The 24431-nt window shown below is 54.9% G+C and carries 23 protein-coding genes; 12 read left to right on the top strand and 11 right to left on the bottom strand.

The window, feature by feature from the left end:
• Positions 1-20 precede the first annotated feature (20 nt).
• From EV586_RS15970 to EV586_RS15955, 4 genes are all read right to left on the bottom strand, one after another.
• Positions 21-704, bottom strand: coding sequence for an MgtC/SapB family protein (locus tag EV586_RS15970; protein WP_132946101.1), 684 nt, complete (start codon positions 702-704; stop codon positions 21-23).
• A gap of 111 nt (positions 705-815) precedes the next feature.
• Positions 816-1709, bottom strand: coding sequence for an N-acetylmuramoyl-L-alanine amidase family protein (locus tag EV586_RS15965; RefSeq protein WP_132946100.1), 894 nt, complete (start codon positions 1707-1709; stop codon positions 816-818).
• Positions 1710-1799: 90 nt separating this feature from the next.
• Positions 1800-3683, bottom strand: a complete 1884-nt coding sequence (locus tag EV586_RS15960) for an ABC transporter ATP-binding protein (RefSeq protein ID WP_132946099.1) — start codon at positions 3681-3683, stop codon at positions 1800-1802.
• Position 3684: 1 nt separating this feature from the next.
• Positions 3685-5406 carry an ABC transporter ATP-binding protein gene (locus tag EV586_RS15955; RefSeq protein ID WP_132946098.1) on the bottom strand — a complete coding sequence of 574 codons (1722 nt, stop codon included), beginning with the start codon at positions 5404-5406 and terminating at the stop codon, positions 3685-3687.
• 209 nt (positions 5407-5615) lie between these two features.
• Between EV586_RS15955 and EV586_RS15950 the strand changes: the two genes are divergently transcribed.
• On the top strand, positions 5616-6449 hold the full coding sequence (locus EV586_RS15950; protein ID WP_132946097.1) for a hypothetical protein: 834 nt from the start codon (positions 5616-5618) through the stop codon (positions 6447-6449).
• A 76-nt stretch (positions 6450-6525) separates the two neighbouring features.
• Here EV586_RS15950 and rarD read toward each other — a convergent pair whose 3' ends face one another.
• The 3 genes from rarD to EV586_RS15935 form a co-directional block, all read right to left on the bottom strand.
• Positions 6526-7422 (bottom strand): EamA family transporter RarD, encoded by an 897-nt coding sequence (rarD, locus tag EV586_RS15945; RefSeq protein ID WP_132946096.1) that lies wholly within the window; start codon positions 7420-7422, stop codon positions 6526-6528.
• Between the two features lie 61 nt (positions 7423-7483).
• On the bottom strand, positions 7484-8053 hold the full coding sequence (locus tag EV586_RS15940; RefSeq protein ID WP_132946095.1) for a GNAT family N-acetyltransferase: 570 nt from the start codon (positions 8051-8053) through the stop codon (positions 7484-7486).
• Positions 8054-8178: 125 nt separating this feature from the next.
• Positions 8179-8889, bottom strand: coding sequence for an RraA family protein (locus tag EV586_RS15935; protein WP_165898644.1), 711 nt, complete (start codon positions 8887-8889; stop codon positions 8179-8181).
• Between the two features lie 269 nt (positions 8890-9158).
• Between EV586_RS15935 and EV586_RS15930 the strand changes: the two genes are divergently transcribed.
• Genes EV586_RS15930 through EV586_RS15920 form a run of 3 tightly spaced genes read left to right on the top strand, consistent with a single transcriptional unit; the run spans position 9159 to position 12772 of the window.
• Positions 9159-9905 carry a hypothetical protein gene (locus tag EV586_RS15930; RefSeq protein WP_132946094.1) on the top strand — a complete coding sequence of 249 codons (747 nt, stop codon included), beginning with the start codon at positions 9159-9161 and terminating at the stop codon, positions 9903-9905.
• A gap of 13 nt (positions 9906-9918) precedes the next feature.
• Entirely contained in the window at positions 9919-11601 is a 1683-nt protein-coding gene (locus EV586_RS15925) for a vWA domain-containing protein (protein ID WP_481937768.1), read from the top strand.
• A 31-nt stretch (positions 11602-11632) separates the two neighbouring features.
• The gene (locus EV586_RS15920) at positions 11633-12772 is read left to right on the top strand and encodes a toxic anion resistance protein (RefSeq protein ID WP_132946093.1); all 1140 of its coding nucleotides are present in this window, start codon (positions 11633-11635) and stop codon (positions 12770-12772) included.
• A 34-nt stretch (positions 12773-12806) separates the two neighbouring features.
• Here EV586_RS15920 and EV586_RS15915 read toward each other — a convergent pair whose 3' ends face one another.
• Both EV586_RS15915 and EV586_RS15910 read right to left on the bottom strand, forming a co-directional pair.
• Positions 12807-13766 (bottom strand): sigma-70 family RNA polymerase sigma factor, encoded by a 960-nt coding sequence (locus EV586_RS15915; protein WP_132946092.1) that lies wholly within the window; start codon positions 13764-13766, stop codon positions 12807-12809.
• Between the two features lie 137 nt (positions 13767-13903).
• Positions 13904-14809, bottom strand: coding sequence for a LysR family transcriptional regulator (locus EV586_RS15910; protein WP_243653056.1), 906 nt, complete (start codon positions 14807-14809; stop codon positions 13904-13906).
• A 124-nt stretch (positions 14810-14933) separates the two neighbouring features.
• Here EV586_RS15910 and EV586_RS15905 point away from each other — a divergent pair, with 124 nt between their 5' ends.
• Both EV586_RS15905 and EV586_RS15900 read left to right on the top strand, forming a co-directional pair.
• Positions 14934-15524 carry a DJ-1/PfpI family protein gene (locus tag EV586_RS15905; protein WP_132946091.1) on the top strand — a complete coding sequence of 197 codons (591 nt, stop codon included), beginning with the start codon at positions 14934-14936 and terminating at the stop codon, positions 15522-15524.
• Positions 15525-15695: 171 nt separating this feature from the next.
• A complete protein-coding gene (locus EV586_RS15900; protein WP_165898643.1) occupies positions 15696-16322 on the top strand; it encodes a lysoplasmalogenase in 627 nt (208 codons plus the stop codon).
• 20 nt (positions 16323-16342) lie between these two features.
• On the opposite strand, the gene EV586_RS15895 is transcribed toward EV586_RS15900, so the two are convergent.
• Positions 16343-17029 carry a carbonic anhydrase gene (locus tag EV586_RS15895; RefSeq protein WP_207893923.1) on the bottom strand — a complete coding sequence of 229 codons (687 nt, stop codon included), beginning with the start codon at positions 17027-17029 and terminating at the stop codon, positions 16343-16345.
• Positions 17030-17168: 139 nt separating this feature from the next.
• Between EV586_RS15895 and EV586_RS15890 the strand changes: the two genes are divergently transcribed.
• The gene (locus tag EV586_RS15890) at positions 17169-18782 is read left to right on the top strand and encodes an ABC-F family ATP-binding cassette domain-containing protein (RefSeq protein WP_132946089.1); all 1614 of its coding nucleotides are present in this window, start codon (positions 17169-17171) and stop codon (positions 18780-18782) included.
• Between the two features lie 64 nt (positions 18783-18846).
• Here EV586_RS15890 and EV586_RS15885 read toward each other — a convergent pair whose 3' ends face one another.
• A complete protein-coding gene (locus EV586_RS15885) occupies positions 18847-19647 on the bottom strand; it encodes an alpha/beta fold hydrolase (RefSeq protein WP_132946088.1) in 801 nt (266 codons plus the stop codon).
• Positions 19648-19791: 144 nt separating this feature from the next.
• Here EV586_RS15885 and EV586_RS15880 point away from each other — a divergent pair, with 144 nt between their 5' ends.
• The 5 genes from EV586_RS15880 to EV586_RS15860 all read left to right on the top strand — a co-directional run bounded on the left by EV586_RS15880 (position 19792) and on the right by EV586_RS15860 (position 24417).
• Positions 19792-21417, top strand: a complete 1626-nt coding sequence (locus EV586_RS15880) for a spore germination protein (protein ID WP_132946087.1) — start codon at positions 19792-19794, stop codon at positions 21415-21417.
• Positions 21414-22508 (top strand): GerAB/ArcD/ProY family transporter, encoded by a 1095-nt coding sequence (locus EV586_RS15875; RefSeq protein ID WP_132946086.1) that lies wholly within the window; start codon positions 21414-21416, stop codon positions 22506-22508. Before EV586_RS15880 ends, EV586_RS15875 begins: the two co-directional genes overlap by 4 nt.
• Positions 22505-23812 (top strand): Ger(x)C family spore germination protein, encoded by a 1308-nt coding sequence (locus EV586_RS15870; RefSeq protein WP_165898642.1) that lies wholly within the window; start codon positions 22505-22507, stop codon positions 23810-23812. The genes EV586_RS15875 and EV586_RS15870 overlap by 4 nt, the downstream gene beginning before the upstream one ends.
• Positions 23809-23994 (top strand): hypothetical protein, encoded by a 186-nt coding sequence (locus EV586_RS15865; protein ID WP_132946084.1) that lies wholly within the window; start codon positions 23809-23811, stop codon positions 23992-23994. Before EV586_RS15870 ends, EV586_RS15865 begins: the two co-directional genes overlap by 4 nt.
• Positions 23995-24207: 213 nt before the next feature.
• Positions 24208-24417 carry a hypothetical protein gene (locus EV586_RS15860; RefSeq protein ID WP_207893922.1) on the top strand — a complete coding sequence of 70 codons (210 nt, stop codon included), beginning with the start codon at positions 24208-24210 and terminating at the stop codon, positions 24415-24417.
• The last annotated feature ends 14 nt before the right edge of the window (positions 24418-24431 follow it).

Here is a 24431-nt window from a genome sequence, read left to right as displayed (position 1 = left end):
TCCTCTGCTCCCTTTTGCTTCTACTTGCTGTGCACTTCCACTGTCACGATGTGCGGCAGGCTTTTCAGCGAGACGTAGACATCGGTGGTGTAGCGGTCTTTCGGCGCGATGAGGATCATCTCTAAGAGCTGGTAGTCTTGCTCGTAGTCTTTGATTTTCACGCGCCGAACCTGCATGTCGAGATGCTTGATCTGTTTGAAGATCTGGTCGAGCTCTTCGCTGCTGTCCACATCGACGATCAGTTTGACCGACAAGTCCCGCTCCCGCAGCGAGCTCGGCCCCACGCGCTTGATGAAGGCCGGAAAGAGGTTGATCGCGAGGATGATCAGCACCATCGCGGTGATCGACTCCAGATAGAAGCCTGCGCCAACGGCGATGCCAAGCCCGGACGCCGCCCAGACCATCGAGGCGGTGGTGAGACCGGAGATCACATCATCGCCGCGGCGCAAGATCACGCCCGCGCCGAGGAAGCCGACCCCGCTGACGATCTGGGCGGCGAGGCGCATCGGGTCCATCGTGGTGTGGCCCGGCTCTGAATAGCGGTGCACCGACTCGATCGACACAATCGTGATCAGGCAGCTCGCCACCGAGATCACCATGCTCGTCTTCACACCGAGCGGCTTGTTGCGCAGCTGGCGATCGATCCCTATGAGAAGGCCGAGAAAAAGCGCCAAACCTAATTTGGTAAAAAAATGAGAGGCCATCAGTTCCTTTCCTCCTTTGCCCATAGCTTACCATAAATCAGCTGCAGGCAAACAAAAACCGCGCCCCTTCGTTCGGCAGCGTGAACATGGTCTGTCAGGAACTGAAGTAGCTCAGCCGATGAAGCGCTGCGACTGCACCGCCCGCAGCGCATCGGCCGCATAGTGGTAGGCGTCTTGGATGTCCTCGTCCTCCGCACACATCCACAGCGCGCCCAACACGTCGATCACGCGATCGGCCGCGCGGGGAGTCGGGATGCCTTTGTTCTGGGTGATCGGCAAGGACAGCGCGCGGCGCAGCGAGTTAGCCGCATAGTTGCAGGCGACCAGCACCTCGTCCGTCCCCGTCTTGGTCAGCGCACCCAGCTGGGCGATGACCAGGTCGACCGCTTGGCGGTCGAGCATTTGCGGCACCGGCGGCTCCTGATCGTCCGCACGATCGTCCGGAACCTTCAGCTTGTAAAACTCACAAAACGCACGGCAGATCAGCGGGGCGAATTTATCAAGATTCGCTTGAATTTTCTGCAGATCGTCCGAGTCGATAAAGCCGATCTCCAGCAGCATCGCATCCGCTTCTGTGTTGCAGATCACGGCGAAACCCGTGCCGTTCGGACCACCGTCGCGCACCGCCTGTCCATGCGTGCCGCAGATCGTCGAGACGCCTGTGATCACGCCTTTCGCCAAACTGGCGATCGGGCCGCCCTGGCCATAGACATAGATCTCGGCGCCGCGCCCGCCCCCGGCGTTGACATGGAGGGACAGAAACACGTCCACTTGCTTAGTATTTGCGATGCGGCAGCGCTCCCGCAGGTCGGCTGCGACCTGCGGGTAGCCACCCGGCGACACGTCAGCCTCCCGTGTCATCAGCACTTCAAAACCAGCCTTGCGGAGCAGGTCGCGCAACTGAAGCCCGATTTTTAGCGTGATGTCCTTTTCCCGCACCCCTTTGGCCACTGCGCCCGGGTCGTACCCGCCATGGCCGGGGTCGATGCAGATCCGTTTCGGCATATAACTTCCTCCTTTTGTCGCGGCTTACATCTACATGAAATGTCACTAAATGTTGAAATATGCCAATCAAGAGCGGAAAAGGCCGCAGACTCAAGCGAGTCCGCGGCCTTTTTCATCGTCCTCTAGCGCAGATTCAAGGTTCTTGAACTGGTTGACAAACATGTTGTAGTACCGTCCCTGCTGCTCGATCAGCTGATCATGGCTGCCCTGCTCGACGATGTGACCTTGATCGACGACCATGATCGTGTCCGCATCGCGGATCGTGTTCAGACGGTGTGCGATCAGAAACGAGGTACGCCCTTGCTGGATCTGCAGCAGCGCCTCCTGAATGTGCAGCTCGGTGCGCGTGTCGATGCTGCTCGTAGCCTCATCGAGGATCAAAAGTCCCGGCTTGGCGAGGATCACCCGCGCGATGGCGAGCAGTTGGCGCTGCCCCTGGCTCAAGTTGCTGCCGTTTTCGGAGAGCTGCGTGTCATACTGCTTGGGCAGGCGCTTGATGAACACGTCCGCATTCGCCATCTTCGCCGCCGTCTCCACTTCCTCGTCGGTCGCATCGGGGCGTCCGTATTTGATGTTTTCCTTGATCGTCCCCGAGAACAGGTAGGTGTCCTGCAGCACGATGCCAAAGCTTTTGCGCAAGCTGTCCCGCGTGTAATCGCGGATGTCCCGTCCGTCCAGATAGATCGTCCCGCCCGTCACATCATAAAAGCGGGTCAAGAGGTTGACCACCGTCGTCTTGCCCGCCCCCGTCGGCCCGACCAGCGCCGTGCTGGTGCCTTGCGGAGATTCGAAGCTGACGTCCTGCAAGATCGGTACGTCCGGCCGATAGCCAAAGCTCACGTTTTCGAACACGACATGGCCTTTCGGGTCTTTCAGTTCCACCGCGCCCGGGCGGTCGGCCGGCTCTTCCTGCTCGTCGAGCACTTCAAACACCCGCTCCGCCCCGGCGACGCCCGACTGCAAGACGTTAAAGGTGTTCGCCAAGTCGTTCAACGGCCGGACAAACTGCCGCGAGTAGGTCAAGAAGCTGGCGATGATCCCGATCGTCACATCGCCCTGGATCGCCAGCACCGCCCCGACCACGGCGACGACCGCAAAGCCGAGGTTGTTGATCACGTTCATGATCGGCATCAGAAAACCCGACCAGATCTGCGCCTTCAAGCCCACTTCGCGCAGCCGCTGGTTCACCGCTTCAAACTCTTCGATCACCTTGTGCTCATGGTTGAACGCTTTGACCACCTGCAGCCCGGTGACCGTCTCTTCGATATGGCCGTTCAGCTTGCCGAGCTCGATCTGCTGGTTCTTGAACAGCACCCGCGTGCGTTTGGCAATCGAGCGGGTCAGCCAGAAGACGAGCGGGATGGTGAACAGCGTCGCCAGCGTCAGCACCGGGCTCAGCGCGATCATCATCCCCAGTGTCCCGAGGATCAAAATCGAGCCGGACATCAGCTGTGTCGTCGACTGCGAGATCGTATTGCTCACGTTGTCGATGTCGTTGGACAAGCGGCTCATCAGTTCCCCGTGCGTGCGCGTGTCAAAAAAGGCAACGGGCAGCTTCTGCAGTTTGGCAAACAGCGACCCGCGCAGATTTTTCACGATCCGCTGCGCCACGCCGGCCATCAGCCAGCCTTGCAAAAACGTCAGCGCCGCATCGGCGACATACGCGGTGAGCAGCACCAGCACCGTCACTTCCAACAGGCCAAAATCCTGGCTCCCGTCGGCCGACATCGCGTCGACCGCGCGGCCGATCAGATACGGCGCGGTAAACATGATCACCGCATCGACGAGGATCAGCCCGAAGATCAGGGACAGCATCTTGCGCTCTTTGCCGAAATAGTCCCAGAGCCGTTTCAGCGTGGCTTTGAAATTTTTCGGCTTCACGACCGGGCCGTTTCGCTGGCCAAATCCGCCCGGCCGCCCCGGAATCGCCGGCGCGGGCGGCGCCTGCTCCTGCCGTTTCGAAGCGTTCGCCATGCTACTGCACCTCCTTGCCGATCTGCGACCGGTATATCTGCTGGTAGATCTCACAGCAAGACATCAATTCATCATGCGTGCCAAGTCCGGCGATCTCGCCTTGGTCGAGCACGACGATCTTGTCGGCGTCCATGACCGAGGTGATCCGCTGGGCGATCAGAATGCAGGTCAAGCCTTGCGCGTACGTTTTCAGCGCCGTTTTGATCCTGCCTTCTGTCGCCACATCGACGGCGCTGGTGCTGTCGTCGAGGATCAGGATCTCCGGGTTGCGCACCAGGGCGCGGGCGATCGACAGGCGCTGTTTCTGCCCGCCGGACAGGTTGACCCCGCCTTGGCCGAGGCGAGTGTGATAGCCTTCCGGAGTTTTGGCGATAAACTCTTCCGCCTCCGCCATCCGCGCCGCCCGCTCCACTTCCTCGAACGTGGCGTGTTCATTGCCCCACTGGATGTTTTCCAAAATCGTGCCGGTGAACAGCGTCGTCTTCTGCGGCACGATCGAGATCTTCTCCCGCAGATGCTTCGGGTTGACTTCCTGAATGTTCACGCCGTCGATGGTGATCGTTCCTGCATCCGGATCATAAAAGCGGAGCAGGAGCCCGACGAGGCTCGATTTCCCGGAGCCGGTCGAACCGATCAGCCCGATCGTCTCCCCCGGCTGGACTTGCAGCGTGATGTTTTTCAGCACCGGCTCGCCGTCATAGGCGAACGTCACGTTTTCGAAAGCGATGCTGCCCTGCTGCTCGGCGACAGGAGCGGGCGGCTCCTCGTGCCAGCTCATCGCATTTTCTTCAGCAAACACTTCCCCGATCCGTCCGGCCGATGCCCGCGCGCGGACAAACATGTTGAACACCATCGAGATCAGCATCAGCGAGAAGAGGATCTGCGTCATGTAGTTGGTAAACGCGATGATGTGTCCGACCTGCATGTTGCCTTGGTCGACGCGCACGCCGCCGATCCACAGCACCGCGACGATCCCGATGTTCAAGGTCAGCATGATCGCCGGGCTGAACACGGCGATCACGCGCGCCGCCGCCACGGAGCGCGTCTGGAATTCTTCATTGGCGCCGCTGAACTTCGCCACTTCGTAATCGAAGCGGTTGAACGCTTTGACCACGCGCACGCCGGACAGATATTCGCGCATCACGCCGTTCACGCGGTCGAGCGACTTCTGCACCTTTTGGAAAAACGGATAGCCGATCTTCATGTTGATGATGATCAGCACCGCGACGATCGGCACGACGATCAGCAGCACGACGGCGAGCTCCGCGTTGAGCCGGGTCGCCATGATCAAACCGCCGATGCAGAGCAGCGGGGCTTTGACGAAGATGCGCATCATCCCGTTCACAAACGTCTGTACCTGCGTCACATCGTTGGTCAGCCGCGTGATCAGCGAGGCTTGGTCGAATCGGTCCAAGTTGCGGGCGGCGAGTGACTGAATTTTCCGATATAGATCGGAGCGCAACTCCGTCCCGAAGTTCTGTGACACCACGCTTGCCGCCACGTTTCGGACGGAGGCGGCCACCGCGCCGAGCGCCGTGATCAACAGCATCAGCCCGCCCATCTTGAACACGTAGTTCAAATCACGGTTGGCGATGCCTTCGTCGATGATCATCGACATAATCGTCGGCTGCATCAAGTCGCACAAAGCTTCAAACGTTAAAAACAGAACTGCGATACTAAATGGCTTTGCGTATTTTTTGGCATACGGCCGTAAAAAGTGCATTCCTCCACACACACCCTTTCCCTTCCACTCTTTTTGATTCGAGATCGGTAGGCCGACTTCCTGTCCACCCCTTAACGAAAAAACGCGCTGCATCATCGCTGGAATTGACAAGTACGCCTCAGGCGATAATACTTGTATAGATTGACAGCAATCCCAAGGAGTGATCGATCATTAATCCTATCTCGGCTTATCTCACGGAACACTTGCGCGTGTTCCTGCAGCACAAAGAACTGAACGCTGACACCGTGGCTGCTGTGACCGGCGACATCGAGCAGCGCCTGACCGCCCTGCTGGCGCGCTGGAACGATACCGGCTATCGCGCCGCTCTGCTCCAGCCTGCCCTGGAAGAAGCCACGTTTTACATGCCGTTTCACCGCGAAGCCGGCCCGCTCGTCGTGCTGGCGATCCGCTACAGCCCGCTGCTGCAGGACCTGCACGGCGCACATGGGCTGCTCGATGACACCGACATCCGGGCGATCACCACGCAGGCGGTCGAATTTTTCTCCGGCGTGGACCTGGCTGCAGCAGCCGGTGAACTTTCCACGCCCGACGCAGACCCGTTCCACCATTTGCCCGCACAGTATCCGCTCGCCTGGGCTGCTTTTGACCAGCTCGCCCGCAGCACCCGCCTGCCCAAGACGTACGAAGCGGTCACGGCAGCCGGGTCGGAACTGCCGCCTCTGGAGCAGTTCGCCGACGGCAGCCTGCTAGAAGATCTGCAGGGGATCGAACGCGGCGAGATCTCCTTTTTGTTCCGCGACTCGTTCAAAATGATCTCCCGCGACCTCGACCAGCTGTTTGCCGTCCTCGAATTCGTCCTGCGCGCGAACAAGACGGTGATCACACACAACTTCTACCTCAGCAACGGCATGGTCTCCCGCCGCAACCCGCTCTTGAAGCCGGCATCCAAGCCGGGCGACATCGCCAAGAAGTTTGACAACAAAAAAGGGTTGGTCTCGCGCCACAAAGACAGTCTGCGCCTGATCAAAAAATTCATCGTGCCGCCCGCACGGGCAGAAGAAGTGCTTCCTCACACTGAATGAAGCGAAGAGATGCAAAAAAGGTTACTCACAAGAGTAACCTTTTTCGTACTTGCAGGTTCCATGAGCCCCAAAGGGATCATGACGTTTTGGCCGCGCCGGCCGGCACCGCGACAAGTTTGGGCTTTTTCAACATTTGGAGCGTATACAGCACCAAGGCGCTCCAGATCAAGCCGAAGCTGAGCAGCTCAATGGATGTGAACTCTTCCCCGTACACCAGCACACCAAGCAATAGCGAGATCGTGGGCGACATGTACTGGATGATGCCCATCACCGACAATGGCAGCCGCTTCACGCCTTGTGCAAAGAACAGCAGCGGCAGCGCCGTCGCCACACCGGCCAGCGTCAGTCCCGCCAGTTTCCAGCCGGACAGCACCTCAAGCGCCTGTCCGCCGTGCTCCACAAACGCGAGGTAGAGCAGAGCAAACGGCAGCACGACCAGCGTTTCCAGCGACAGTCCGACCGTCGGATCGACCTGAACTTTTTTCTTCGTGTAGCCGTATAATGCAAACGACAAGGCCAGCGTGATCGACACCCACGGGAACTGCCCGTAGGACAGCGTCGTGATCAGCACCCCGACTCCGGCGAGCGCGATCGCGGTCCACTGGAGTTTCGACAGGCGCTCCCCCAAGAGAAAGACGCCGAGGAACACGTTGACCAGCGGATTGATGTAGTAGCCGAGGCTCGCTTCCAAAATCCGGCCATTCTGCACCGCCCAGATATAGATCAGCCAGTTCGCCGTGATCAGGATCGAACACATCACCACGGCCAGCCTGCTTTTCAAATCGGGCACCGACCGTTTCAATTTGCTCCAGCGCTTGGAGAACGTCAGCAAGATCATCACAAAAACGACCGACCAGATGATGCGGTGCGCCAGGATCTCCCCCGCCCCGATCTCCTCATACAGCTTCCAATAGATCGGCAGCAACCCCCACATGATATAGGCCAGCACTGCGTACACATACCCCATGTTCATCTCGTACCACACACTCATTTCCAATTATTTCGGATGACGAATTATACATGGGGATATTATATCACACACGCTTATAAACTGCTTTGATAAAACCGCCAAACACATCGTGGCTGAACGTAAACCCGCGGCTCAAATAAAACTGCAGCGCCGCATCATTGCCGTTGGAGATAAAGACAAAAATGACACCCACATCGTCGAAGCTCTCCAGCCACTCCATCGCCAGATCGAACAGCTTTGTACCCAGTCCCAGCGCCCGATACTCATCTCGGAGATACAAATTGTTCAACAGGCCCACCTTGTTCGGCAGATCCTCCCATTCCGGATAAAACCCTTGCGTCGTCTCGGGGTCTGCCACCGGTGCCCAGGCGGGAATCCTGTTTTTGCTGTGTTCGATGTTGTCGATCGTCGAGAACACATAGCCGACGGGCAAGCCGTTGTCTTTGACCACGATGACTTGGCTCGCCAAGGCGTTGGCATAGCTTTTCTTCATCCGGGTATCAAAATTCATCGTGTCAAAACTCTCCGGCGCGATCACGGCCAGCGACTTTTGAAACGCCATCAGTTCATTGCACAACTCCCGGCAGGACTCGATGTTGCCGTCTTGTATCACTTCCATCGTAATCTGATCCATCCCATTCACCTCTTCCTGAGTGTAACCCCTGCAGTCGAAAAAAAGAAGAACCCTCACGGGTCCTTCCTGCGTGATTGTCACACGTCGCATCCCCCAGGTCAGTTCTTACCTGCAGGCCATGTTCGCTATTCTTCGATCGAGCCGCCAATGCCTCGCAGATGTTCGCGGAAGGAGTAGTTGGCATCGGCCGAGCGCTTTTCCAGATACTCGGCAAAACGCAGTTGATCGCGGAGCGTCTGGCCGGAACGGATCAAGTCCGCTTGGCGGCGTTCATTCCGGGCGATGCTCTCTGCAACATCGATCAGTTGCTGCAGATCCGCATGGCCGGACACAAACAGCGCCCCGTCATGGTCAGCAAACACCACGTCTTCCGCACTGACCGTAAAGTCGCCGCACACAGCCGATTGCAGTGCTTCCGGCTCGCGCGGTGCCAATCGCAGCGGACCGGTCGGTACCGCGCCGTACGTAAAGACGGGGAACGCGATCTCGATCAGCTCGGCAGTATCGCGATGCAGCCCCCAGACCACCATCCCGGCGAGTCCGCTGGCCTGAGCTTCTAACACGGTCAGGTCCCCGATGCAGGCTTCTTCCGTGCGGCCCTGATTGTCAATGACCAGCACATCCCCGGCTTCGGCCGCATGCATCGCTTCCAAGAAGATATCGACGCTGCCATAGTGCCGCACCGGCAGCACCCGACCCGCCGTTCTCGCCGCTGCCGAGACCGGACGCAGCCCTGCCGGCGCCATCCGATACGGAATCTTCAACCGCAGACACGCATCGGCAAGCAACGGGGTGGAAAGTTGGGCAAAAGCGGCGAACAATTGTTGATTGTTCATAGAAACAACTCCTTTCTCCATCCTTTCCTCTCTATCCTAACATCAAGAATGATCATTTAACAGAATGATTAGCCCTTGCTACCAAGAACATCGATCACGCCGGCGATTGCAGGCGCTCCGTTGCTGACGAAGATAAATATTCACATCAGCATCATCGGTTGAAACGGCGGTGTTTGCTTTTTAGCTAAACACCGTTATTATGTAAGATGAGGATATTCAGTAACTCTTTGGTAATGCTAGATTATCTTGCAATGAGGAGGGGGAGCAGATTGCAAAAATTTACTTTTTATAATTTCGCTAAACTCAGCGGACTCATTCTCGGCATCGCCGTTGCCAACATCGTCGTGTTTTCACCCGGTCTGCTCGGCCTGCAGCTGCGCGGAGCCGGAGCGCTGGAAACCGCGCTGGGTGTCACCTTTATCGTCGCCAGTCTGCTGATTCTGCTGTCGCTCAGCTATCAATTTCTCTTCAAGCCGACACCGCCCCCCGCTGTCCCTGAGATCAAGAGCCGTGACGATCTTGCAGCCGCGTTGAGCCGTTTCAAGCGTGTCAAAGGACTGGCCGGAGACATCGACCTCGCACTGTCGCAACTGGAGCGAATCGAGCAGAAGAAGAACACTTTATATGATGTCTTGCAACAGAGATTTGATGAGAGCGAAATGACTTTTACGAAGTTCGCCGCTGTGATCCAGTCGGTGGAAAACCTCTTCTATCGAAATATGAAAAGCATGCTGAGCCGGCTGCATCTGTTTTCTTCCGCTGAGTCCACGAAGATCAGCGATTCGGACGAATCGTCGCTCTCGAAAGAACTGCTCCATGAAAAAGAGAACGTCTACCATGAATATTTACAATTCGTGAAAGATTCCTTGAACACCAATGAAGAGATCCTGCTCCGGCTCGACAAGCTGTTGCTGGAAGTCTCCCGCTTGGATCATTTCGATCCCGAAGAGATCGAGACGATGTCTTGCATTCAGGAGATCGATGACCTGATCAGGCAGACCAAACTTTATAAATGAAAGGGTGACGCTCATGATGAAAAACAAAGCGCTGTTGCTGGGAGGGATCTTGGTCGCCGTCTTTCTCCTCGTCTATCTTGGTGTGAATTTGACAGCCAACTTTGGCAAGTCTGACGTCCAAGTGACGGCCGAAAACGCGAGCGAGCAATTAGCAGAGCTGTACGCCGACATCACGGTGAAAAAAGAAACGCCGCCCAAAGGACAGATTGACCTCGACCCGGTAGATGTCGGCTCCTCGCTGCCCGATATCTCGAAGTTTCCCGTATCGGTCGAGAACACGACCGATACGTATGTGGAGATCTTCTCCTCGACCGAAAAATCGGGCCAAGGCGCGGACGGCTGGCTCAATGATGTGGCGAACGACTTCAACAAAGCGGGCATCCAAGTCGGCGGCCAATCCGTCTCGGTCAAAATCCGCAACATTGCGTCCGGCACGGCCATGGACTACATCATTTCCGGCAAGTACAAACCTGACGCCTATACCCCGTCCAATGAACTCTGGGGTGAAATGGTCAAATCGCACGGCATCAAGACCGAACTGGTGGCCAAGCGGCTGACCGGCAACGTGCCGGGGATCGTGATGTCGAAAGCCAAGCACGACCAACTGATCTCGAAATACGGTGCGGTGAATGTCAAAACGGTCACAGAGGCCGTTTCCCACAACGAAATTGCCATGGGCTACACCGATCCTTTCGCCAGCTCCACCGGCTTGAACTTCCTCGTCACCACGCTGACCACGTTCGACAGCTCCGATCTGTTAAGCGACAAAGCGGTTCAAGGTTTCGGTACCTTCCAGGCAAATGTCCCCTTCACCGCTTCCACCACGCTGCAAATGCGTGAGGCCGCGAAGTCGGGCGCTCTCGATGGATTTGTGCTGGAATATCAGACGTACGTCAACAACCCAGACTTGAAGAGCGGCTATGTGTTCACGCCGTTTGGCGTTCGCCATGACAGCCCGTTGTATGCGATTGGCGACCTTCCGCAAGCAAAGCTCGACGTCCTCAAGAAATTCTCCGACTTTGTCACGCAAGACAAATACCAGCAATCGGCAAAAGAGAAAGGATTCAACGGCCAGGAGGCCTACAAGTCTGAACTCGGCGCGATTGACGGCAACCTGCTGACTTCCGCCCAAAAGCTTTGGAAAGACAAAAAAGATGCCAACAAGCCGATCGTGGCCGTTTTCGTAACCGACGTGTCGGGCAGTATGGAAGGCGCACCGATCAACCAATTGAAAGAATCGCTGTTGAAAGCGCAAAAGTTCCTTGGCAAAGGCAACAGCATCGGTCTGGTCTCCTATTCGGACAACGTCACGATCAATCTGCCGATCAGCGAGTACAACACCACCCAGCAGTCGCTGTTCGTCGGAGCGGTCAACAGCCTGCAGGCCAGCGGCGGCACCGCCACGTTTGACGGCATTATCGTCGCCTTGAAAATGCTGCAAGACGAAATGAAGGTCAATCCCAACGTGAAACCGCTGATCTTCGTGTTGAGCGACGGCGAAACCAACAAAGGCCATTCGCTGCGAGATGTGAAAGGGTTAATCGAAACCTATAAGATTCCCGTCTATACCGTAGGCTACAATGCGGACATCAAAGCGCTGCAAAGCATTTCCAGCATCAATGAAGCGGCCAGCATTAACGCTGACACCGATGATGTCATCTATAAACTTGGCAATCTCTTCAATGTACAAATGTAGATTCGATTCCTAGAAAAGGAGGGTGTTTCACATGTCATTCTCGATGGAAGTGCCGAGCACAGAAGAAATCAAAGTCGTCATCGAAGAGCAGATCCAACCGGTCCCGGAAGAAGTTCAGAAGCTCAAGGAGATGGCGCTCACCAACGTGGTTTCGATCATGGAGCTGGACACCGACTCGCTGGAAAAGCGCAAAGAAATCATGTCCTCGATCGAATCGTTTGGCTTGCCGACGATGCGGACGTCTTCGGACAAGAACTCGCTATTGCAAGTGTCGGTCGGCGTACTGTCGCAAAAAGGTGATGAAGGCGGACTTGTCGCCAAAGGGCTGACGGAGCTGCAGGTGCAGTTGAAAGACCTCGACCCGAGCCTCGTGGATTTCACGAAGACCGGGTTGCTCGGGAAGCTGTTCAATCCGCTGCGCGCCTATTTCCTGAAATACCAGAAAGCAGATGAAGTCATCTCCGACATCGTCCTGTCCTTGGAGAAAGGGAAACATACGCTGAAGAACGACAACACGACGTTGGAGATCGAGCAGCACTCCCTGCGCGCCTTGACCAAGAAACTGAAGCAGGAGATCCAGCTTGGCAGCTTCATGGATGAAGCGATCGAAGCCCAGATCGAAGCTGCCAAAGCTCGTGATGAAGACCCTGACAAAGTTCGCTTCATCACCGAAGAGATCTTGTTCCCGCTCCGGCAGCGTGTGATGGACATGCAGCAGATGCTGGTGGTCAACCAGCAAGGCGTCATGGCGTATGAAGTCGTCATCCGCAACAACCGCGAGTTGATCCGCGGCGTGGAGCGCGCCAAGACGGTGACCATTTCGGCGATGAAGATCGCTGTGACGGTGGCCAGCGCCTTATACAATCAGAAAGTCGTCTTGAAAAAAATCGAGCTGCTGAACCAGACCACCAACGAGATCATCGCCGGCACTTCTCGTCTGTTAAAAGATCAAGGTGCTGCCATTCAAAAGCAGGCGATCGCTTCCACCGTATCGGTGGATACGCTCAAGCAAGCGTTCACCGATGTGCTCTCGGCCCTTGACTCCATCAGCACCTACAAGCAGGAAGCGCTGCCGAAGATGCGCGACACCATCAACCAGTTCCGCGAGCTCGCCGATACCGGGGAGAAGACGATTCTGCGCTTGGAAAAAGGAAGCAAGCTGGGGTTGTAAATGAAAAACCAACGGTCTGTTCGACCGTTGGTTTTTATTTCTTCTCCTGAATGACACCCCACATGTTCCCATTCGGATCAAAAAATTTAAGGACCCAGCCGAACCCGTCATCCTGATAGTGGGCGATCGGGGTGCCTGCTGCCTGCAACTGATCATGCAGGGCATGCACATCGTCTGTCGCGTACAACAGCACAGGCATCATGTTTCCGTTGACCGTAAAATTGGCCGTGCTCCCATCGGTTGTCTGCCATAGCATCAGCATCGGTCCTGTTGAGAGGCTGAGGAATGCACACGTTCCGTAGTGCTCCCGGAGCTGGAAGCCAAGGTGTTGCTTGTACCATTCGATCGACTCGTCCAACCGTTCCACCGGAATTTGCATATGGAAAAGCGACTTGATCTGCGCCCGGACCTTTTTCTCAAACGATTCGTCCAAACGGGAAGCTTCCAACTCTTCACGAACCAAGAGGAACAACTCCTTCTTCAATTTATCTTTCGCTCGCCGCAAACGGCTTTCGATCGTGGTGAGAGGGGTATCGAGGAGCCTCGCGATGTCTTTCGCGGGGAAACCGCCAAAGTAATACATGACCAGCGCTGTGCGATGCTTGTGATCAAGCGTTTGGAGCGCGTGCCGAATCACAGCGCGGTGCTCTGCCCGCTCCACCTGCTCCTCCAAGGTGACAGGATCGGGGATGACTTCCCACTCGCTCAGTGGATGGACAGCAGGTTGCGCTTTACGCAGCCGGTCGATGCACAAACGGCGAGCGATAGACATGACCCATGGGCAAAACTTGTCGGGTTCCCGCAGACGATCCAAGCGATACCAAGCTTTCACGAATGCCTCTTGCGCGATGTCTTCCGCGATATGAAAATCGTTCATCAGACTATATGCTACACTGCAAACCGCGTTGGAATACTTGTTGATGAGCTGTCCAAATGCATCTTGATCGCCTCGGATCGCGTTCTGCACACATTCCACATCATTCAAAACCGGCATCTATTTACCCCCTCTGTAGAAAGAGACGGGATCTGTCCAGAAAAACAGTCATTTTGGGATCGGCTGTTTTTTTGGAACGGTCGTATACGACCACGAAATCGCCTTATCCACAGTACTCGAAGGCGCAGAGCATCCGATTATTTCCCGCCGCCCGCCTCCACGCTCTCAAACATGCACGCCAGAAACTTCTGATGTGCCGGTGACAGCCATTTGTTCTTGTGATACACCACCTGGGCATAAAAAAGCGGCTGCCCTTCTGCTGAGCTTAACGATTTGACCTTGTGCTCGCGCAGCAGCGCTTCGACACTCACGGCAGGGATCAAGCTGATCCCAAGACCGCTTACCACGCTTTGCTTGATCGCTTCCATGCTGGTAAACTCCAGCCTGTTCGCAGTATCGATCCCTTTCCCCGCCAGATAGGTCTCAAAAAATCGCCGCAGCGAGCATTCCTTTCCGGTGAAAATCATACATTCCCCGTCGGCCTGCTCCACATGTTGGATCGGCAGGTCCGCGCCGCCGATAAAGACCAGCGGCTCCTCCGAATAGACTTCAACGGTCAAGTTGGGATCTTCGACGCGCGCTTCCAAGACGATGGCAAGGTCGATCTCTCCCGCATGGATGCGCCCGCGCAGATTGATGCAATCGTCATTGATCAGGGAGATGTTCACCTCAGGGTAGCGTCGTCTATACTCCGACAAGATCGGCCCCAGTTTGTAGATCGTCATCGTCTCGGACGCTCCAAGCCGCAGCTCCCCTCTGATCCGGTGATCCCCGGCGGACAGAAACTGGATCTTAGAATACGTCACCAGCAATTCTTCCACATACGGATACAGCTCGCGGCCGAAATCGGTCAGCTCGATTTTCTTGCCCAGCCGATCGAACAACGGGGTCTGCATCTCCGCTTCCAGCTGTTGAATATGAGAGGTGATCGTCGCCTGCGAATATTGCAGCGCTTGGGCAGCTTTGGTAAAACTTTTCAGATCGACGACCGTTTTGAACGTTTGAAACTGACGGATTTCGATGAGGATTCCCTCCCCCGGCACTTGGCGTTATCAGATCTTCTAATCGATATCTTCAGTGAATTCAGTTTTACGAATCGGTACTTGTAGTATAACATCCAAGTAGTACCGGTACCGCTTCATCTCAAAACAATCGGGAGTGATCAACATGAAAAAAGTTTGCCTGCTGTTGCCGAACGGCTTTGAAGCTGTCGAAGCCAGCGTATTTTCAGATGTGATCGGTTGGAACCAAGAAGAGGGCGACGGCACAACGGAAATCATCACGGTCGGCACCCGTGAAAAGCTGCGCTGCACGTTTGCTTTTACAGTGCTGCCCGATCTGTTGGTGTCGGACGTCAAGGTCGATGATTTTGACGCCTTGGCGCTCCCCGGTGGATTTGAAACGGCCGGTTTCTATGAAGATGCGTACCGCGAGGATGTTCTCGAACTGATCCGGGCGTTCGACGCGCAAGGAAAAGTGATCGCCTCGATCTGCGTGGGGGCTTTGGTGCTCGGCAAAAGCGGCGTGCTGCATGGCCGTCGTGCGACCACCTACAATCTCAATGATCGCATCCGCCAAAAACAGCTCGCCGCCTACGGCGCCCATGTCATTCCGGATCAAGCGATCGTGGTGGATCAAAATATCATCACCTCTTACAACCCTTCGACCGCCTTCGAAGTTGCCTTTACCTTGCTGGAGATGCTCACCTCTGTGCAAAATGCGAACAAGGTCAGACGCCTCATGGGGTTTCTTGAATAGAAGCGATTCGCACAAACGCCGCCGACAGATGTCGGCGGCGTTTGTGCGGTGGGTAACCCGTTTTTACAGTTCTCACTCTTTCCTTCCCCTGAAAGATTCTGTATCTTTTAAATACAAAAGCAAACGACCGATCGGAGTTCTCCGCTCGGTTTCGAAAAGGGGGCTATGAACATGTTAGGGATCGCAGTTGCGGTGATCGTAAGCGGAGCGCTGGATCTGGCGGCGATTGCACGCGGATGGACGAAGGCTCGTTACGTCTGGAAGCCGTTGACGATGCTCTTGATACTGATGATGGCATGGATGGGAGCGGATGTTGGGGAATCGCAGGCCGTATGGATTCTGATCGGACTGGTGCTCTCGCTGGCGGGAGATGTGTTTTTGGTCTTGCCAAGCGACCGGTTTCTTTCCGGGTTGGTCGCGTTTCTGGCTGCCCATCTCTGTTACATCGTCTCTTTTTCTCAGCAGAGCGCGGGGAGCGATTCCGCCATCGGAGCCGCCATCGCTTTAGCATTGTTCGGCCTCGCATTTTTCCTCCTCCTGTTCCGCGGCGTTCGGTCAGCGGGAGGGGCAGGCTTGCTTGTCGCTGTCGCTTGCTACATTCTGGTGATCCTCGTCATGGTCTGGTCGGCTGTCCGGGCAGGCGACAGCTTGCTGCTGGCAGGTGCGGTATCCTTTATGGTCTCCGATGCCATTCTCGCATGGGGTCGATTCATGAAGAATTCGCTCACCGGGGAACTGGCCGTCATGGTGACCTATTACGCCGCTCAATGTTTAATCGCCGCCTCGCTATTCGTTTGACCTGGGCGAAGACTGGCTGCCTACAGCCAGTCCACCACTCCCGTGTCAAGGTCACACCGCGCTCCCACGACTTTGACTTTGCCTTGCTGGATCATGGCGGCCAGCACAGGCTGAGACTTCTGAAGCTGTTCCACCACCAACTTCACATTCATGCGAACCGACTCCTCCACCAGATCGGGAGGGTTGTGCTTCTTCGCTTCCTGCACAGCGGGAGCGATCCGCTCTGCCACACTTTTCGTATGACCCGGCAGTTCACCACCTTGCACAGCAGCTTCTACAGCCCCGCATCTCTCGTGTCCCAGCACCACGATCAGCGGTACCTGCAAATGCAGGGCGCCGTATTCCAGCGTGCCCAGCACTTCGTCACTGACGACGTTGCCGGCGACACGAGCGACAAACAGATCGCCAAGCCCGCGGTCAAACACTTGCTCCGGCGGCACGCGGGAATCGGCGCAACTCAGGATCATCGCAAAAGGATGCTGCCCGTACGCAACCTCAGTACGGCGTGCCGCTGAGAGATGGGGATGCTCCAGTCGATTCATCACAAAACGTGCATTCCCGTCCCGCAGCGCTTGCAGCGCCGCATTCGCATCCGCATGCGGTGCTTGGCCCGCAGCTGTTGGTTGTAGATCAACACTCCATTGGTTTTGCAGGGAGCAGGTGAGCAAGGTCAAAGGAAGACAAGCTGTAAGCAGCAATTTTTTCAAATCACGTGACCCCTTTCGATCTCCTTCCTCCTTACGATTCCCTCCGCCCCGCTTGCGTTATAACTCAAGCAATACTTGCTCAATTATGGTATAGTAAGTGTTTGACAGGATAAAAAAAGAAGGACGGTATTGCAAACCAATGATCAGTACAAACGGTGTTACCTTACGATATGGAAAACGCGCTCTGTTTGAAGATGTCACCATCAAGTTCACCCCGGGCAACTGCTACGGCCTCATCGGTGCGAATGGAGCCGGGAAGTCGACCTTCCTGAAAATCCTCTCCGGCGAGATCGAACCGAGCGTCGGTGAAGTGAACATCACGCCGGGCGAACGTCTGGCGATCCTCAAGCAGAACCATTTTGAATTTGATGAATTTCAAGTGTTGAAAGTCGTCATCATGGGTCACAGACGCCTCTATGAAATCATGGAGGAAAAAGACGCCATCTACGCGAAAGGCGATTTTACCGAAGCAGACGGCATGCGCGCCGCTGAACTGGAAGGCGATTTCGCCGACCTGAACGGCTGGGTGGCGGAGTCGGAAGCGGCAGAACTGCTGCAAGGTCTCGGTATCCCGGTCGACCTGCACGACAAGCTGATGAATGAACTCGACGGCAGCCAGAAAGTCCGCGTCCTGCTCGCACAAGCGTTGTTCGGCAACCCGGACATCCTGCTCTTGGACGAGCCGACCAACCACTTGGATCTCGCGTCGATCAAGTGGCTGGAGAACTTCTTGCTGGGCTATGAAAACACAGTCATCGTCGTTTCCCATGACCGTCACTTCTTGAACCAAGTCTGCACGCACATCGCCGACATCGATTTTGGCAAGATTCAGCTGTATGTGGGCAACTACGATTTCTGGTACGAATCCAGCCAACTGGCCCTCGCCCTGCAACGCAATGCGAACAAGAAGAAAGAAGAGAAGATCAAAGAGCTGGAAGAGTTCATCCGCCGCTTTAGCGCCAACGCTTCCAAGTCCAAGCAGGCGACCTCCCGCAAGAAGCAGCTCGACAAGATCTCGCTCGAAGACATCCGTCCGTCGAACCGCAAATATCCGTTCATCGACTTCAAGCCGGAGCGTGAAGCGGGCAACGACATCCTGACCGTCGAAGGCTTGACCGTGACCGTTGAAGGCGTGAAAGTGCTCGACAACATCTCCTTCACGGTGAGCAAAGGCGACAAGATCGCGCTGGTCGGCCCGGACGAACTGGCCAAGACCACGCTGTTCAAAGTGCTGGCCGGCGAGCTGGAGCCGGACAGCGGCGAGTTCAAATGGGGCATCACGATCACCACGGCCTACTTCCCGAAAGACAACGCCGAGTATTTTGACACCGACCTGAACTTGGTCGACTGGCTGCGCCAGTACTCGAAAGAGCAGGATGAGACGTTCGTGCGCGGTTTCTTGGGCCGCATGCTGTTCTCCGGCGAAGAGTCGCTGAAAAAAGCAAACGTCCTCTCCGGCGGCGAAAAAGTGCGCTGCATGCTCTCGAAGATGATGAATGCCGGCGCGAACGCGTTGATGCTCGACGAGCCGACCAACCACTTGGACCTCGAATCGATCACCGCGCTGAACAACGGGCTGATCAACTTCACCGGCTCGATGATCTTCGTTTCGCATGACCATCAATTTGTGCAAACGATCGCCAACCGCATCATCCAGATCACCCCGAACGGTCTCGTCGACAAACAGATGAGCTATGATGAGTTCTTGGAAGATGATCGCGTGAAAGAACAGCTCGAAAAAATGTATAGCTAATCCACTCCGCCCTTGGCGAACCGGGAACCCTTTTCGATGATGAAAAGGGTTCTTTTTGATTTCGCTACTGGTCCAACAAAAAATCCTTGACCAGTCTGTTGAACTCCTCGGGTGCATCAAGATTTGCACAGTGTCCGGCTGCCGGAAGCACCGCCAACTGAGAACCTTTTTCTAATTTATGTATTGTATTCGCCGCCTCTCGAATCATCTGCTGATCTTGCTGTCCGACAATGATCAACAGGGGGTAGCGTACCGGCGTGTCTTGCTTTCGAAAGAAAGAATTCATACCCGACATGACGGAAAAAGATTTCCGGTGAAACTTCCCAATGCCGCGCCTGAACACAGTACGGCAGCGATCGGTGTAACAAGACACCGAAATGACATGATCTCTGAATTTTTTCATCGAAAACAACATGTACCCGAGCCATTTCAATCCTTCTTTTTTTTGTGCTTTCAAGATCTGCTCGTTCGCTTTATGGATCGAGTAGCCGCCTACCATGGTCACAGACTTGACTCGCTCCGGGTACCGGTCCGCAAACGCTTGCGCCACTAAAGATCCCATCGATACCCCGACGATATGCAGCGCAGAGATCTCATGATCTGACATGATTTGGTGAAGAATCGCGGGCATATCTTTGAGCGTGACGTTCCGCCCCTTGATTTGGCTGTCTCCATGCCCTGGCATATCAACTGCGATCACTTGATAATCTTCCATAAAAGATTCTGTTTGCGCCTCAAATATTTCATGGTCGGCGAATGCGGGATGCAGCAACAGGATCGTTTCCTTCTCCTTGTTTTCCGCGAAATAGTAAGCAATCTGCGCGTCCCGATAGACTAGTGTTTTGTGCAACATCAATTGGATCATCCTCCAGTTCAATTTCCCAATACATTGTTTCCAGAACCATGTGCGAATCGAATAACATGTTCATGCGGTGAACACACTATGCACGTCTCCCTTGGAAGTAATATGCAAATGCATTCGAATACATAGGAAGGGAGCTCGTTTGAGATGAGTGGTTGGCAAAAACTAAAGAAATACATCCTTGCCGATAGTTCTGCAAAACAAAACTCATTCTCCCTCGGACATTGGGAGGGCGAGCAAACGCAACAGCAGCCAGAGCAAAGAAGTCTGCCCACGACTGAAAGTCTGATTGAGGATTATGGGGATCTTTCGGCGCAACTCGATACCAATCTGCACTGGTTCAAGCGGCACTTCTCCTATCCTCAAAGCAGCGGACTGATCATCCGCCCGCTCACCATCGGGCAAACGGCCGTGCGCGGTGCCGCCATCTATCTGACCAACCAAATCAAAGAGGGTCATTTTGAACGCGCCGTTCTGCAGCCCTTGATGACCATGCAGTTTGCTTCGGATGAACAGCCAAACGCCGAGAAAATCATCAACGAAGTGATCACAGATGCACAGGTTGCCACCGACAGCAAGTTCGGCCAGATCGTACATGGCATCTTAACCGGATCTGCAGCCGTACTGATCGATGGCATGAGCACGGCAATCCTCGCAGATGTAAAAGGGTGGGAAAAAAGAGGCATCTCCAAGCCGAACACCGAACTCGTGGTTCGCGGTTCAAACGAGGGATTTACCGATGATATTCAGACGAATTTGTCGATGATCAGGCGCCGGATTCGCACTCCCGGCCTGATGGTCGAGCGCGGGATCGTCGGCAGCATTTCACGGACGGAAGTTGCTGTCGTCTATATCAAAACGATTGCCAACGATGAGCTGGTCGCCGAAGTGCACAAGCGCATCGCTGCGATCAAGTTTGATTTTATCGGGGACAGCGGCACGATCGAGCAGTGGATTGAAGATCGTCCCAACTCGATCTATCCGAGCATCTTGAGCACCGAACGACCCGATCGTGTGGCTGCGCATATCTCTGAAGGATATGTCTGCATCCTCGTCGATAATTCACCATTTGGGCTGATCGTACCCGGTCATTTTCCGCTTTTTTTGCAGACTGCCGAAGATTCCTACCTGCGCTGGACCTACAGTTCGTTTTTGCGCATTGTGCGGCTCGCCGGCTTCTTTTTGGCGCTGTATCTGCCGGCCCTCTATGTGGCGATCGCCAATTTTCATCAAGAGATGATCCCGACAACGCTGCTGCTGGCGATCGCAGAAACTCGCGAAGCTGTGCCGATTCCGGTGGCAGCCGAGACATTCATGCTCGAAAGCATGTTCGAACTGATCCGGGAAGCAGGCGTCCGGATCCCCAGTGTCATCGGTCCGACCATCGGGATCGTCGGTGCGCTGATCCTTGGGCAGGCTGCCGTGCAAGCCAACATCGTGAGCCCGATTGTCGTCATCATCACCGCCACAACCGCATTGGCTTCCTATACGATCCCCAATTACAACATGCAGTTCGCAACGCGCATTCTGCGGTTTGCCTACTTGCTGGCCGGTTCTTTTCTCGGGCTTCTGGGGATCGTCTCACTCTCGTTAATGCTGTGGATGATGCGCGCTTCTGAAAATACATTCGGTGTCCCTGGCTTATCGCCCATCGCCCCCTTTCGAAAAAGTAAGGATCGCACCTTACGCAGTCCGATTCGCAGTCAAAACGAAAGACAGCAAGCCATCCGCCCGAAACTGTCGCGGAAAATTCCGAAGGAGAAGAAAAAATGAGAATGCATCGGATCGGAATGCGCGAGGCGGCATCTGTCGGCATTATTTTCGTGATCACGAAAATCTTCCTGCCCTTTCAGCGATCGATGCTGGAGATCGGAGGCACCGCCGCTTGGTTGATCGCTCTGATCGCCATCATGTTTTGCCCGGTGACCTGGTGGTGCATCCGCGGTGTGATCAAGAACGCTTCAGAGGGAGCATCTCTCATTACGGCGACCGAAGAAATTTTAGGTCCTGTTCTGGGCAGTGTGGTCAATCTTGCATACTTTAGTTTCTTCTACGCAATTACCTTCATTGTGTTGCGTGAATTTGCCGAGATTTTAAAATCTGACATTTTGCCAAGAACCCCGATTCAAATGATCATGTTATCGCTCCTCATCCCCATTGCGGTTGTTGCGCACAGCGGCATCGAAAACATTGGGCGTTTATGCTGGTTGACGATCGGCCTCATTCTGGTGAGCGTGATGGTGATGATCATCGGTGGATTGATCAGCCATACGGAGCCGAACGCGTTATCCCCCTTTTGGGGTACCGGACGTTCCCAAGTGCTAAAGATGGGGGTCGTGAGAAGCTCTTTGTTTTCAGAACTGCTGGTTCTCGGATTCCTCGTTCCCCGGCTCCGCAAGCGGAAGGAATGGGAACGAGTCGTCTGGCCCTGCATGCTGATCTCTTCGCTGATCCTGTTTAGCACGATCCTCGCGTACCTGTATATCTTTCCTTATCCTGCCGGCTTACGGATCAGCTTCCCACTCTATGAAATCAGCCGGGTCATCATGTTCGGCAGGTGGGTGCAACGGGTGGAAAGCCTGTTTCTGGTCGTTTGGCTGACCTGCGCGGTGATCAAGCTCGCCATCGGGTTATATTGCAGCGCATCGACGCTGGCGCAGGTGCTGCGCATGCCGGCGTTTCATCCTCTGATCTTCCCGCTTTCCATCCTCGCTTACAGCCTCGCGCTGTTGCCGGAAAGCCTGATGTCTGCAGTCGAATGGGACCGGGATTATCTGCGGATCTACGGCTCCCTCTTCTCGATCTGCCTGCCCTTGATGACTTGGCTGGTGAGTCTTGTTCGGAGAAAGAGGCAACTGCTATGAAACGGAAGATTCGTGCGTTTCGCTGTTTTTTGATCTGCGTGCTGCTCGTACCGCTGCTATCCGGTTGCTGGGATCGGCTGGACCCTGAAAACATTGCGTTTGTCATGGCGATCGGGGTCGATCCCGGTCCGCGTAACGATTTTTTATTCACCTTTGCGTTAGCGGGTCCCAAAACAACCAACGGAGGCATCGGCGGAAGAAGCCTCAACTCAAGCTCTGACCAAAATGATTCCATTTCCGTCTTCACAGTCGAAGGTTCGAATATTGCTTCCGCCATGACGGCAAGTCAGGCTTTTGTTGCCCGCAGGCTCACTTTCATTCACGCAAAAGCATTTATTTTGGGTGAAGACATGGCTCGAAAGGGCGTCATTGAACTGATGAGCGAAGTGGTTCGCAATCGTCAAATTCGCCGCACGCTGGATATGATCACGACCCGTGGGAGTGCACAAACCTATATTCGTAACATTCGCCCTACAACGGAACAGGACATTAACTTATGGTTTGAACTGGAAACCGATCCAAACAACATGGGAGCCGCGTTGCCCAAAAAGTCGCGATTTCACAACTTTATCTTGGACATCGAATCGAAAGGAGGCGGAGCGGTCACCATCTTATCCGCCCCTCGCCCGGACATCCGCAAAGGACGATCCAATCTCACGTATCCGCGCGAACACGCTTCCGGTGATTCGAGACAGCTGACGATCGGTGACGAATACGCAGGGAGCATTCGCCGGGCGGGAGAAGTCCCCGTCGAATTTTATGGGAGTGCCGTCTATCAAGGAAGTAAGCTGGCTGGATTTCTCAACGGTTCGGAAACCAAAGTCCTCAATATGCTTCGCGGTCAATTTCTGACGACACCGTGGGACTTTCCAGATCCGGCCGATCCGCAGCTCAATCTCACGTTAAATGTATCAGCACAAAAACAGACGCGCCTCGAGGTGCAGCGAAATCAGGATCAGATCAAAGCGACCTTCCATGTCTCGATGGAAGGAGATCTGATGAGCGTCCAAACGACTGCCAACTATACCGTACCCGCGGAAACGAAAAAACTCGAGAGGGCCATCGAACAGCTTATGAAACAAAAGTCGATCAACTTGCTACAGAAAACGCTCCACACCTGGGAAGTGGACTGCTTTTACATCAGCAATCAGCTCAAATCGACCTTTCGCACACTACAGGAATGGAACGATTTTGATTGGAAGAATCATGTGAAGGACACTCAATTCTATGTTGATATCAGCTTTAAATTACGTCGGCATGGCGATCAGGTCGGACCGGCCATCGAGGGGGATCAAATGAAATGATACAAGAACTGGCCAGGTTCGCATCGGTGATCGTCGTATCCATCTGGGGCAGTGTGTACATCGGTAGTCTCACCCTCCCCTTCTGGCGACAGCGCAACTACCGTGGTGCCATCGGGATCGCGATCCTGGCGTTCATTACCCTGTTACTGCCTCCGCTGATCACTTTGTATGCCTATCAGTAAGGCAGGACAAGGTGATCGAAATGCTTGCGCGATGAAGAGGTAGAGTATTGTCTAACCATAGTTCCGGATACCACCGGACTATGGTTTTTTGTATGAGGATCGTATGTGTCGTCTACTAAATCAACTGTCCAATTTTATACCATTAGGTCGAATATCCGTTACGGGCTGTCCTTCTTGCACATACGGTACTGTATAACAAATTTCTCAAGGAGGATGGTTATATTGGAAAAATGCCCGCCGATTGTTTGCCCACCGATCTATCAGTACCACGACTGCTACATCCCGCGTGAAGTTCCGATCATTCAACCGGTGATACGAGTCAACCGGCAGATCATCGTCAACGTACCCCGATATTACACGCAGCCGGAGAGCCGAACGGAAGTCATCGACCCCGGTTGCTCTGTCCCCCGGCAAGGTCGATAAGCGGAATATCTTTC

This window comes from Tumebacillus sp. BK434, assembly GCF_004340785.1.
In the GTDB taxonomy this organism is placed as follows: Bacteria; Bacillota; Bacilli; order Tumebacillales; family Tumebacillaceae; genus Tumebacillus_A.
The sequence above is the reverse complement of the archived record's forward strand: the minus strand, read 5'-3'. Positions and strand labels throughout refer to the sequence as shown.